This window comes from Pseudotabrizicola formosa (assembly GCF_002900965.1).
GTDB classification, from domain to species: Bacteria; Pseudomonadota; Alphaproteobacteria; order Rhodobacterales; family Rhodobacteraceae; genus Pseudotabrizicola; species Pseudotabrizicola formosa.
Window position 1 is genome coordinate 620489 of record NZ_PJOM01000002.1, and the last position, 13070, is coordinate 633558.

Consider the following 13070-nt stretch of genomic DNA (forward strand, 5'->3'; position numbering starts at 1 on the left):
GTGCCTCTTGCCTATGACAGCCGTGTATTTCAAGGCTTTTACGTGCCACCGGGGGTCACCATCATGTCAGATACGCCGCTTTCCGGCCCCGATTCCCTTGACGCTCAGGGGGCCATCACCAAACCACGGTCGTTTCAGGAGATTATCCTGCGCCTGCAATCCTATTGGGCGGCGCGCGGCTGTGCGATTTTGCAACCCTATGACATGGAGGTGGGGGCCGGCACATTTCACCCCGCCACCACGCTGCGCAGCCTTGGCACCAAGCCTTGGGCGGCGGCCTATGTGCAGCCCTCGCGCCGCCCGACCGACGGGCGTTACGGCGAAAACCCCAACCGCTTGCAGCATTACTACCAGTATCAGGTGATTATCAAACCCTCGCCGCCGGACCTGCAGGATCTGTATCTGGGCTCCTTGCGCGCCATTGGCCTTGACCCCAGCCTGCACGACATCCGCTTTGTCGAGGATGACTGGGAATCCCCCACGTTGGGGGCATGGGGTCTGGGATGGGAGGTCTGGTGTGACGGGATGGAGGTCAGCCAGTTCACCTATTTCCAGCAGGTCGGCGGCCATGACTGCCGCCCGGTGAGCGGAGAACTGACCTATGGTCTGGAACGGCTGGCGATGTATGTGCTGGGCATCGACCATGTGATGACCATGCCGTTCAATGACCCGCAATCGCCGATTGCGCTCAGCTATGGCGACATCTTCCGCCAGACCGAGGAAGAATATTCGCGCCACAATTTCGACGGGGCATCGACCGACATGCTGTTTCAGCATTTCAAGGATGCCGAGGCCGAATGTGACCGTCTGCTGGGCTTTGAACCGGACGATCCAAAGACCAAAAAGCGCATCATCATGGCGCATCCCGCCTATGACCAATGCATCAAGGCCAGCCATCTGTTCAACCTGCTCGACGCGCGCGGCGTGATTTCGGTGACCGAACGGCAGGCCTATATCGGCCGGGTGCGGGCGCTGGCCAAGAAATGCGCTGACGCCTTTCGCCAGACCGAAGCGGGCGCGGATGCGGCGGAGCAGGGCGCATGAACGGCAAAATCGCAGCGGGGGCAATCGTGATATCAGCAGCTTTGGCAGGGGTGGCGATCTGGTATCTGCAGATCTATGCCTTTTATGAGCCGGTCAGTTTCACCCCGGGGCAGGAAATCCTGCTCACCCCGATCGAGTCGGGCCAGCCTGAACCGATCCTGGCCGAGGATGTCACCGGCATCGATGCCGGCAGCAGTCCGCTGCGCTTCCGCGCCTGCTTCACCACGCCGATGACGCAAGCCATGCTGTCGGAAACCTATGTCGCCTATGAAGGGGCGGTGCCGCTGATCGCGCCCGGCTGGTTTGACTGTTTTGACGCGGTGGAAATCGGCACTGCGCTGGAACGGGGCGAGGCGCTTGCCTTCCTGTCACAATCCAACATTGCCACCGATATCGACCGCGTGGTCGCCGTCTTCCCCGATGGCCGGGCCTTTGCCTGGCATCAGCTGAACCCCGCTGCCGAGGATTGATCCGATGTCTGATCTGCTGATCGAGCTGTTTTCCGAGGAAATCCCGGCCCGGATGCAGGCCCGCGCCCGCGCCGACCTGCAAAAGCTGGTAACCGATGGTCTGGTCGAGGCTGGGCTGACCTATGCCCATGCGGCGGCCTTCTCCACCCCGCGCCGCCTGACCCTTGCCCTTGAGGGGCTGAGCACAGAGTCCCGCGCCGTGCGCGAGGAACGCAAGGGGCCAAGCGTCTCTGCGCCTGCGCAGGCGGTCGAGGGCTTCCTGCGCGCCACCGGGCTGACGCTGGACCAGTTGGAGAAACGCGCCGACAAAAAGGGCGAGGTGTATTTTGCGGTGATCGAAAAACCGGGCCGCAAGGCGCCGGACATCATCGCCGAAGTGCTGGAGGGCGTGATCCGCACCTTCCCTTGGCCGAAATCGATGCGCTGGGGCAACGGCTCGCTCCGCTGGGTGCGCCCGCTGCATTCCATCCTGTGCATCCTGTCGGATGAGGGCGGCACCGAGGTGGTGCCGCTGACCGTCGATGGCATCACCTCGGGCAACACCACGCGCGGCCACCGCTTCCTGTCGCCGGGGGCATTTGTGGTAAACAATTTCGAAGATTACGCGGCAAAGCTCAAGCGCGCCCATGTCATTCTGGACTCCGCCGAACGCGAGGATGCGATCCGTGCCGAGGCACAAACCCTTGCCTTCGCCGCCGGGATGGAGCTGGTCGAAGACCCGGGCCTGCTGGCGGAAGTGGCGGGTCTGGTCGAATGGCCGGTGCCGCTGATGGGGCGGATCGCCGATGATTTCCTTGGCCTGCCTGCGGAAGTCTTGCAGACCAGCATGAAGGAACATCAGAAGTTCTTCTCCACCCACAACCCGAAAACCGGGCGGATCGAGGGCTTTGTGACCGTCGCCAACACCGTGACGGCGGATCATGGCGAGACGATCCTGAAGGGCAACCAGAAGGTTCTGGCCGCGCGGCTGTCGGATGCCAAATTCTTCTGGGAGAATGACCTGCGCGTGGCCAAGGCGGGCATGGCGGAATGGGCCGAGGGGCTGAAAGCCGTCACTTTCCACAACAAGCTGGGCTCACAGGCCGACCGCATTGCCCGCATCGCGGCCCTCGCCCGCGAGATCGCGCCGATGGTCGGGGCCGACCCCGATCTGGCAGAGCGGGCGGCAAAACTGGCCAAACTCGACCTGCGCTCCGCCATGGTCGGCGAATTTCCGGAACTGCAGGGGTTGATGGGCATGTACTACGCCCGCGCGGCAGGCGAACCGGACGCGGTGGCCAATGCCGCCCGCGACCACTATTCGCCGCTGGGGCCATCGGACGCGGTGCCGACCGACCCGGTGTCGGTGTCGGTGGCACTGGCCGACAAAATCGACACGCTGACGGGGTTCTGGGCGATTGACGAGAAGCCCACGGGGTCAAAAGACCCGTTTGCACTGCGCAGGGCGGCGTTGGGGGTGTTGAGGTTGGTGCTGGGGAATGGGGTGCAGAGCACCTTGTGCAAGCTAATGGGCCAGTCGCTCTTTCAAAGCAGAAAGTTTGCGGTCTACGCAGATGTGCCGTTTGGAAAACCCTATGACCGCCCTGACAATGTGGATGGACCTAGGACGCTGACACAATTTCTCGAAACAGCTCTAGCCTTCGATGATGCGTCTGCAAATGGTAACGAACTATTTGTTCGCTTCGACGCCGAAAAGACATGTGATGTGCAGTTGGCTGAAAAAGCAAAGTCTTTGGTGTTGACTGAGGCAAAGGGCCTTGCATCCGACCTCCTCTCCTTCCTCCACGACCGTCTCAAAGTCTTCCTCAAAGACCAGGGCATCCGTCATGATGTTATCGACGCCTGCCTTGCCATGCCAGGCAATGACGACCTGACCCTGCTGGTCAAGCGCGCCACCGCCTTGCAGGCCACCTTGCAGACCGAAGACGGGGCCAACCTTGTGCAGGGCTACAAGCGCGCCAGCAACATCCTGACGCAGGCGGAACAGAAGGATGGCGTGGAGTACTCCTTCGGCGCCGACCTGAAATTCGCCGAAACCGATGAGGAACGCGCGCTCTTCGCCGCCCTCGACACCGCGGAAAAAACCATCACCCCGGCGATGGCGCAAGAGGATTTCGCCACCGCCATGCAGGCGATGGCCGGCTTGCGCGCCCCCATCGACGCTTTCTTCACCGCCACCCAGATCAACACCGACAACCCCATCGTCCGCCGCAACCGGCTGAACCTGCTGCACCGCATCCGCATGATCTGCCTCTCCGTCGCCGACCTGACCAAGCTCGACGGCTGACATTATCTGTTCAAAAATATCCTCGGGGGGTGAGGAGCGTAAGCTCCGAGGGGGGCAGACAGCCCCCCTTGCGTCACCCACCCCGCGCGCATCCGCCTGCTTGCCAGACCTTGGATTCGGTGTAGTGTCGGCACCAGAAGAAGGAATGCCGCAGTGCAGAAACTCGACCCTGTCCTCAGCATCGGCGACCCAGGCGTCGCCTTTACCGAAGTCACGCCCACCGCCCGCATCGACCGGGTGGCGCATGGCTGGCGGGCGAAGTGCTTGCAGCGGCTGGTGCGGCTGGATCTGCCGGTGCCGCAGACCGTGGCGCTGCCGGCGCTGACGGTGCGGGGGATTGCGGCAGGCACGCCGGTGGATTGCGCGGGAATCATGGCGCATTTTGGTGCGGCCCCGCTGATCTCGGTCCGGCCTTCCCCCGAAAACCCCGATTGGGGCGGGCCTGCCACGGTGCTCAACATCGGGCTGAACGCCGACCGCCACCGGGCGCTGGCCGCCCGGCACGGGCAGCAGGCGGCCGATGCGATCTATCTGCGCTTCGTGCAGTCTTATGCCACCCATGTGGCCCGGCTCGATCCCGACATGTTCGCCGCCACCGCCCCGTCTCCAGAGGCGCTCAAAGCGGCGCTGCAGGTCTATATGACGGAAATGGATGAGGAATTTCCGCAAGATCCGGCGAAACAACTCTCGGAAGTGCTGCGCAGCATGGCCCGGGCGTGGGAGGGCACGACCGCACGGCTCTTGCGGCAGGCCAAGGGGGCGCCGGTGGATGCGCCCCTGGGGCTCGTGGTGCAGGCCATGGCGCAGGGGCTGGGGCAGGGCATTTCCGGCTCTGGTGTGGTGCAATTCGTCGATCCGGTCACGGGTGAGCCGCAGATCACCGGGCGTTATCTGGGCCAGGGGCAGGGGCGTGATGCGTTGCAGGCGTCGCAGGCGATGTTCCTGACCCGCGATGCGCGCGGCCCGTCGCTCGAGGAAATTGCGCCGGACCTGATGGCCGACCTGATCCGCCACGGTGCGGCCTGCCGGGCGCGGTTGCGCGAAGAAATGCAGATCGAATTCACCATCGAAGATGGCCGTCTGGCGGTGCTGGATGCCATCAAGGTGCAGCGCTCGGCCCGGGCGGGGTTGCGGATTGCGGTGGCCCTTGCCGAAGATGGGGTGATTCCGCGCGAAGAGGCCGTGCTGCGGGTAGAACCGCGCGCCCTGTCGGAACTGCTGCACCCGCAGGTCGATCCGCGGGGGGTGCGCGATGTGATCGCGCGCGGCATTGCCGCCAGCCCCGGCGCGGCTGTGGGGCGGATCGTGTTTTCCAGCCATGCCGCCCAGGCCAGTGCGGCGCGGGGCGAGCCTTGCATTCTGGTGCGGCGCGAAACAGCGCCCGAGGACATTCGGGGCATGCATTCTGCCGCCGGGGTGCTGACCGAGCGCGGCGGCGTCACCAGCCATGCGGCGGTGATCGCGCGGGGCCTTGGTCTGCCCTGCGTGGTGGGGGCCGATCTGCGACTGGATGGCAAGAACAAGCGCATCCATGTTGAAGGCCGCAGCTTTGGCGAAGGCGATGTGATCACGGTCGATGGCACCACGGGGCAAGTGCTGGCAGGGTCGGTCGACATGCTGGCACCAGCGCTCGACAGCCATTTCCAGACCTTGCTGGGCTGGGCGGATGAGTTCCGCGATATCGGCGTGCGCGCCAATGCCGACACCCCCGCCGATGCCGCCACCGCACGGCAATTTGCGGCGCAGGGCATCGGTCTGTGCCGGACGGAACATATGTTCTTTGAAGAGGATCGTCTGGTCGCCATGCGCGAGATGATCTTTGCCGACACCTCGAAAGACCGGGCGGCAGCCTTGGCGCGGCTTTTGCCGATGCAGCGGGCAGATTTTGTGCAACTGTTTGAAATCATGGCCGGTCTGCCGGTTTGTATCCGGTTGTTCGACCCACCGCTGCATGAATTCCTGCCCCATAGCCGCGAAGGCTTGCGCGAACTGGCCGAGGCGCTGGACAAGCCTCTGTCGGAAGTGACCCGGCGGGCCGAGGCGCTGACCGAGTTCAACCCGATGCTGGGCATGCGCGGCGTGCGGCTGGGGGTGGTGCTGCCTGAAATCTACGACATGCAGGCGCAGGCGATCTTTGAGGCCACGGTCGAGGTGGCGCGGCGGGGTGCGGCCGTGGTGCCGGAAATCATGATCCCGCTGGTTTCTGCCCGGCGCGAGGTGGAGCTGGTGAAAACCCGCGTTGATGCGGTGGCGGCGGCGGTACGGGTCAGGGCGGGCATGGATTTTGACTACAAACTTGGGGTGATGGTGGAAACGCCGCGCGCCGCCTTGCGGGCGGGTGAGATTGCGCAGCATGCGGCCTTCCTGTCCTTTGGCACCAACGACCTGACGCAGATGACCTACGGCTTGTCGCGCGATGATGCCGGGCGGTTCATGAACACTTATGTGCAGCAGGGGGTGTTTCCCGAAGATCCCTTCCATATTCTGGATGTGGATGGCGTGGGGGAATTGCTGTTGATCGGGGCCGAACGCGGGCGCAAGACCCGGCCGGATCTGACTGTTTCCATTTGCGGTGAACATGGCGGAAACCCCGAATCAATCGCCTTTTGCCGAAAAGCGGGGTTCGACTACGTATCCTGTTCGCCGTATCGCGTGCCTTTGGCGCGGTTGGCCGCAGCACATCTGGCCCTGATTGACCCTAGTAATTAACCAAAAATATGCCACAATATCATGTGTATGGGCGGGATTGTTGAGATTGTTTCTTAAGATTTGCGCAAGAATCCGCCGATGCCGCGCGGAAAACTGTTGCATTTCTGCCACCGCAATGGACTCGGGGCCGGACCCTGCAGTAAGTCCAGCGGCTGTTGCGTGACCTTGGGTGTTTTGCGGGGTCGTGCAGATGACGGCAACAGAACGGAACACGAGACAATGCGCTTGCGACAATTCATGGCCACGGCTGCTCTAGCAGTCTGTGCCACGGGTGGAGCGGCCTTCGCCGAGGTGACGGTGAGCCATTCCAACAGCCCTGATCTGGACATGGCAGACCAGGTGGCCGCGCTTATGGGCGCGGAACATGCAACGGTCGGTGCTGTGGCGGAAGACCGTCTGGCGGCACTGGCCACGGGGCCGAAAAAGCAAAAGACTGCCAAGGCGGCCAAGGCAGAAGACCCCGCCCAGCCGGTGCTGATCCGCTACGAAGACACTTTTCTCGCCGCACAACCCGCGCCCAAGGGGGATACGCAGTGGCAATGCCTGCAGAACGCCCTGTATTTCGAGGCGCGCGGCGAAAGCCTGAAAGGCCAGTTTGCGGTGGCCGAGGTCATCCTGAACCGGGTTGACAGCCGGGACTATCCCAATACCGTCTGCGGCGTGGTCAAGCAAAGTGGCGGTGGCGGCTGTCAGTTCAGCTATGTCTGCGATGGGCACAGCGATGTGATGCGCGACCGTCAGGCCGCCGACAAGGCCGGCCGGATTGCGGCGATCATGCTGAACGGCGCGCCGCGCGGGCTGACCGCAGGGGCCACGCATTTCCACACCCGCGCCGTAAACCCGCGGTGGGCGCGGCAGTTTCCGCGCACCGCCGCCATTGGGGCCCATCTGTTCTACCGCCAGCCCTGATGTCGCGGGGCTTGCGCCCCAGGTCGCCTTGGGGCAATCGGAGGCGGGGGCGGGGTGTAACCTGCCCTTGATCCCTTTTGGGCCGATGGGGGGCCAGATGACCAGCGACATCCGCCTTGCCTTTGCCCATCCCGAAGAGCGCAGCCAGGCCTCGGCCAGTGCCGACCCCCGCGACCGCATCTCCCTGCGCGACCATGTTGTCGAGGTGGATATCGGTGCGTTTCAGCAGGAACGCGGCCACAAGCAGCGTGTGATGTTCAACGTTGTGGTGGAAGTGGCTCCGGTGACGGCTCCGCTGAATGATGATGTGGACCGTATCCTGTCTTATGACCGGATCACCTGGGCCATCGCGCATGAATTGGCGGCGGAACGGCTGAACCTGCTCGAAACCCTTGCCGAACGGGTGGCAGAACGCATTCTGGCCGAGCCGCAGGCGATGCGTGCCTTTGTGCGGATCGAAAAACTGGACATCGGGCCCTACAAGCTTGGCGTGGAAATCGTGCGCAGCCGCGCCGAGATGCCGCTGCGGGTGGTGGGCCAGGACGGGCAAGAGGCGGCGGTGCATCCGTTGGTGGTGCATCTGGACAATGCGGCCATTTTGGCCAGCGATCTGGGCCAGCGGCTGGATGGATTGCTGGCGCGCGGTGCACCGCTGATCCTGACCGTCGGGCTGCCGGATTGCCCGCGCCCGCAGACCGGGCACCGCCCGACGCAGCGCCGGATTGACCTGCTGGCGATCGAGCAGAACGCCTGGACTCTGGCGGCGCGCGACCCGCGCTGTGTGGTGGTGGCGACGCGAACCGAGATTGACTGGGCCATCAAGCGCGGACAATCGGTGGTCTGGGCCCCGTCAAAGATGGTGCTGGATGCGGTGGATGGGCCAAAATCGGCGGAGCCGGTGGCCCTTGCCCTTTGGCTGGCCGAAGAGATGGCGGCGCGTGGCCTGATCGTTCACGGGAATGTTGCACTTCCGGCGGGAAGCCGCGTTCCGGTGGAAAAGGGTTAACCGATCCGCTTGCCAAAACGCCGCTTTGGGGCCTAATCCGGGCGCATGACATATATCCGCCCCCTCCCGCTGCATGATGCTGCCCGCCCCTCTGACGCCATTGTGCTGGCCGGGGGCTGGTGCCGCTTTACCCACCTTGAAATTCTGGAGCGGGGACGGGCGCCGGTGGTAGTGCCGGCCACCGAGGCATCCCCAAGCCTGCTGTCGCCGCTGATGGCCCCGCGTGCCGATTTCGCGGGGCTGAGCATGGACCGGCCCCGGCTGATGGGCATTCTGAATGTGACGCCCGACAGCTTTTCCGATGGTGGGCTGTTTCTGAACCCGCAGGCCGCGATGATGCAGGCCCGCGCCATGGCGGCCCAGGCCGATATTCTGGATGTGGGCGGCGAAAGCACCCGTCCGGGCGCGGTCGAGGTGTCGGCGGATGAGGAAACCGCCCGCGCGGTGCCGGTGATCGCGGCGCTGCGCGCGGCGGGGATTGAACGGGCAGTGTCGGTGGATACCCGCAAGGCGGCGGTGGCAAAGGCCGCGCTGAAGGCCGGGGCGGGGATCGTCAATGATGTGACGGCCTTGCAGTTCGACCCCGAGATGGCCGCGCTGGTGGCAAAGGCCGGGGTTCCGGTGATCCTGATGCACTCGATTCTGACGCCCGACCGGATGCAGGACGCGCCCGAATATGATGATGTGCTGCTGGATGTCTATGATGCGCTTGCGGCGCGTGTGGCGCAGGCCGAGGCGGCGGGCATTGCGTGCAACCGCATCGCGATTGACCCCGGCATCGGCTTTGGCAAGACGCTGGCGCATAACCTTGCCCTGCTGGCGCGGCTGAGCCTGTTTCACAGCCTTGGTCTGCCGGTGCTGCTGGGGGCTAGCCGCAAGCGGTTCATCGGCACGCTGACCGGAGAGGATGATGCGGCCCGGCGCATGCCCGGCAGCATTGCCGTGGCCTTGGCGGGCGTGGCACAGGGGGTGCAGATGATCCGCGTGCATGACGTGGCCGAGACCCGGGCGGCGCTGACCCTGTGGCAGGCTGCCACGCAAAATCACCAAGAAGGAATGACCCCATGAGCCGCAAGCTGTTTGGCACCGATGGCGTGCGGGGCCGCGCCAACACCTACCCCATGACCGCCGAGATGGCCTTGAAACTGGGGGCCGCGGCGGGGCGGTATTTCCGCCGCGACGGTGGGTCGGCGCATCGGGTGGTGATCGGCAAGGACACGCGGCTGTCTGGCTATATGCTGGAAAACGCGCTGACGGCCGGGCTGACCAGCACCGGCATGAATGTGCTGCTGCTGGGGCCGGTGCCGACGCCGGCGGTGGGGTTTCTGACCCGCAGCATGCGCGCCGATCTGGGGGTGATGATTTCGGCCAGCCACAACCCGCATCAGGACAATGGCATAAAGTTCTTTGGCCCCGACGGCTTCAAACTGTCGGATGAGGCCGAGGCCGAGATCGAGGCCATGGTGGAAGGCGAGATCCAGCTGGCGCAGGCGCAGAACATTGGCCGGGCCAAGCGCATCGAAGACGGGCGCGGGCGGTATCAGGAGTTCGTCAAGACCACCTTCCCGGCGGGGCTGCGGCTGGACGGGCTGAAGGTGGTGATCGACTGCGCCAATGGCGCGGCCTACAAGGCCGCCCCAGATGTGCTGTGGGAGTTGGGCGCGACAGTGGTGCCGGTGGGGGTATCGCCCAACGGGACCAATATCAACGACCGCTGCGGCAGCACCTATACCCAGACCGCCGCCGAGGCGGTGGTGGCGCATGGGGCGGATGTGGGGATCTGTCTGGACGGCGACGCCGACCGGGTGATGATTCTTGATGAAACCGGCCATGTGGCGGATGGCGACCAGATCATGGCGCTGATGGCCGCCCGCTGGGCCGAGGACGGCCGTCTGCGCGGCGGGGCGCTAGTGGCCACGGTGATGTCCAACCTTGGGCTGGAGCGGTTTCTTGACGCGCGCGGCATCGGGCTGGAGCGGACGGCAGTCGGCGACCGCTATGTGGTGGAACGCATGCGTTCCGGGGGCTTCAATCTGGGCGGCGAGCAATCGGGGCATATCGTGATGACCGATTATGCCACCACAGGCGACGGGCTGATCGCGGGCCTGCAGTTCCTGGCCGAGATGGCACGGACGGGCAAGCCTGCCAGCGGGCTGGTCCGGCAATTCGAGACGGTGCCGCAACTGCTTCGGAACGTGCGCTTTGCCGGGACCAAGGCCCCGCTGGAGCAGGCGTCGGTGCAGGCCGTGATCGAGGCCAACAGCGCCCGGATCGCAGGCAAGGGCCGCATCCTGATCCGCAAATCCGGCACCGAACCGCTGATCCGCGTCATGGCGGAATGCGAGGACGAGGCCATGCTGGTGGAGGTGGTGGAGGAGATCGTCGGCGCGGTCGAAGCGGCGGTCTAGCGTCATCCTGTCAGCGGCCCAGAAGGCGTGACCCTTGCCGCACAGCGGACCGGCCCGGTTATTTTTGTCGTGTCTGAAACTCTGCGTCCCCCGGGTTCGTAGCCGGTCTGATGCGTGCAAGCATCGACCTATTTCCCAGGGGAGACTTCATATGACACTACGGTCGCTTTTTGTAGCTACGACATTTCTGGTGGGGGTGGCGGGGGCATCATCTGCCGCCACCTTCGGCATCAACGAAATTGCCCTGAGCCTTCAGGATGAGGGCAAGAGCCTTGTGGTGCTTGCGGGGGCCAATGCCGGGTCCAGCGTTGCGCTGAAAGATCCGGAGGGCAAATCCGTCAGGATTGATGACATAGATTTCCGTCCGGCCACGGGCGAACTTTATGGCTATTCCGATCAGGATGACACGGTCTATGTCATCAACCGGATGACCGGTGTGGCGACCCCCGTGGTCATGGTGAAGGGCATCACCGGCAGTGCCAATGCCGGGATCGACTTCAACAATGCCATCGACAAGGCGCGGGTTGTCACCGATGGCCCGGGCAAGACCAATGAGAATGTGGTCTTTTCGCCGGGGCCGGTGTCCTTTGGGCCTGATGGCACGCCGTCGCTGGTCAGTTCCGACACCACGCCCACCATCAGCGAGCTTGCCTATGCCAAGGGCGACAAGAATGAAAAGAAGAACCCCGGCGTTCAGATGAACGCCTATACCAATGCGTTTGACCAGAGCGGACTTGCGATATCTGACCGCAGTTCGATCCAGTTTGTCATCGATGACTCGCTGGATGTTCTGGCCACGCTGGCCAACAACACCGGCATCCTGACCACGATCGGCGCGCTGTGGTTCGAGGGCAAGGCCTTTGACGCAAGCGGCTTTGGCGGGTTTGACATCCTCAGCCTTGTGCCGGGGATGAACCGTGCCCTGGCCCTGCTGACCACAGGCTTTGGCGATTCCAAGAAAAACCCCTTCAACCAGTCGATCTATGAATTTGATCTGACAGCCGATGCCATGGGCCGTGTGAACCTGACGCGGGTGCTTGATGTCACGCAAGGCAAGGGCCAGAGCCTGCGTCTGGATGGCTTTGCCGTTTATAGCGCGGCCGTTGACACGCCGGCGGCGGTGCCGCTGCCGGCCTCTGTCCTGCTGTTGGGCAGTGCGGTTGCCGGCATGGGGCTGATCGCCCGGCGTCGCCGCGCCAAGGCCTGAGCCTCCTCTGCCGATGGAGCAAAAAAGGGCGGGCCAGCCCTTCTGGCCCGCCCGTTGCGTCAGCGCCTATCTGGCCTGCCGCCACCCGCTTTGGCTGATCGCCAGGCCAATCAGGATCAGGCCGAGGGCTGCGAAAAAGGTGGTCGGCAGGATTTCCGACAGGAAGACCACGCCAAAGCCCATCGACCACAGTGGCACCTGATAATTGGTCAGAGTCATGAAACCCGACCCCGCACTGCGGATCACCGTCACGCGCAGCAAGGCGGCGAAGGCGGTGGGGACCAGACCCAGAAAGAGGATCGCAACCCCTGGGACAGGACCAGCCCAACCCGGCACGCCTTCGGTCAGCAGCATGGCCGGAAGAAGCACCACCGCGCCCACCATCAGCGTGGCCGCAGCCAGAGCCACCGGATCGACGGGCGGGCAACGCCGGGTGAGGATGGACGACAGCGCATAGGACAGCGCAGCGCCAAGGCAGGCCAGCTGCGCCAGTGTCGTGCCACCCCCGCGAAGGGCATCGGGGCCCAGCAGCACCAGAACCCCGGCAAAGCCAAAGCCAAAGCCGATGGCGCGGCGTACCGTCAGCGGCTCATCCGAGAAACGGTGCGCAAGCGGCAAGACGAACAGGGGCACGGCCGCCATCGACAGGCCGGCAAAGGCAGAGGCCACCGATTGCTGGCCCCAGGACAACAGGAAGAACGGCAGCGCGGTGGACAAAAGGCCGATCGGCACCGCCGAGCGCCAGACTTCTGCGCTGCGTGGCAGCTGCCGCCCGGTCAGCCGGAGCAGCACCAGCACGGTCAGCGCGCCAAAACTGGTGCGGGCGCAGGCCACCGTCACCGGCCCATAGCCGCGCAGCGCCAGACTGATCACCAGGAATGTCCCGCCCCAGATCAGGCCAAGGCACAGGATCGACAGCCAGTCTTTGCGGGTGGGTGTGGGGAGGGATGGGGTCATGGCGGCGGTGTAGCGGGGCGCGCGGGCAGACGCCAGCACGGTCAGACAGTCGGCACCCCCAAAGGCGGGCGTC

General features: G+C 64.4%; 10 protein-coding genes. 9 read left to right on the forward strand and 1 reads right to left on the reverse strand.

Annotated elements, in window-relative coordinates:
* The first annotated feature begins 63 nt into the window (after positions 1-63).
* The 9 genes from CXR43_RS06995 (at position 64) to CXR43_RS07035 (ending at position 12040) form a co-directional block, all read left to right on the forward strand.
* The gene (locus CXR43_RS06995; RefSeq protein ID WP_103334075.1) at positions 64-1044 is read left to right on the forward strand and encodes a glycine--tRNA ligase subunit alpha; all 981 of its coding nucleotides are present in this window, start codon (positions 64-66) and stop codon (positions 1042-1044) included.
* A complete protein-coding gene (locus tag CXR43_RS07000; RefSeq protein WP_103333321.1) occupies positions 1041-1514 on the forward strand; it encodes a DUF6446 family protein in 474 nt (157 codons plus the stop codon). Before CXR43_RS06995 ends, CXR43_RS07000 begins: the two co-directional genes overlap by 4 nt.
* 4 nt (positions 1515-1518) lie before the next feature.
* Positions 1519-3801 carry a glycine--tRNA ligase subunit beta gene (gene glyS / locus CXR43_RS07005; protein WP_103333322.1) on the forward strand — a complete coding sequence of 761 codons (2283 nt, stop codon included), beginning with the start codon at positions 1519-1521 and terminating at the stop codon, positions 3799-3801.
* A gap of 153 nt (positions 3802-3954) precedes the next feature.
* The gene (gene ppdK / locus CXR43_RS07010; RefSeq protein ID WP_246831300.1) at positions 3955-6510 is read left to right on the forward strand and encodes a pyruvate, phosphate dikinase; all 2556 of its coding nucleotides are present in this window, start codon (positions 3955-3957) and stop codon (positions 6508-6510) included.
* Between the two features lie 219 nt (positions 6511-6729).
* A complete protein-coding gene (locus CXR43_RS07015; RefSeq protein WP_103333323.1) occupies positions 6730-7419 on the forward strand; it encodes a cell wall hydrolase in 690 nt (229 codons plus the stop codon).
* A 97-nt stretch (positions 7420-7516) separates the two neighbouring features.
* Complete coding sequence (locus CXR43_RS07020; RefSeq protein ID WP_103334077.1) at positions 7517-8425, forward strand: dihydroneopterin aldolase; 909 nt, start codon at positions 7517-7519, stop codon at positions 8423-8425.
* Between the two features lie 45 nt (positions 8426-8470).
* The gene (folP, locus tag CXR43_RS07025; protein WP_103333324.1) at positions 8471-9493 is read left to right on the forward strand and encodes a dihydropteroate synthase; all 1023 of its coding nucleotides are present in this window, start codon (positions 8471-8473) and stop codon (positions 9491-9493) included.
* Positions 9490-10833 (forward strand): phosphoglucosamine mutase, encoded by a 1344-nt coding sequence (gene glmM, locus CXR43_RS07030; protein ID WP_103333325.1) that lies wholly within the window; start codon positions 9490-9492, stop codon positions 10831-10833. Before folP ends, glmM begins: the two co-directional genes overlap by 4 nt.
* A gap of 151 nt (positions 10834-10984) precedes the next feature.
* Positions 10985-12040, forward strand: a complete 1056-nt coding sequence (locus CXR43_RS07035; RefSeq protein WP_103333326.1) for a DUF4394 domain-containing protein — start codon at positions 10985-10987, stop codon at positions 12038-12040.
* A gap of 66 nt (positions 12041-12106) precedes the next feature.
* Here the strand turns inward: CXR43_RS07035 and CXR43_RS07040 are convergent, their stop codons facing one another.
* On the reverse strand, positions 12107-12997 hold the full coding sequence (locus tag CXR43_RS07040; RefSeq protein WP_103334078.1) for a DMT family transporter: 891 nt from the start codon (positions 12995-12997) through the stop codon (positions 12107-12109).
* Between the last annotated feature and the right edge of the window lie 73 nt (positions 12998-13070).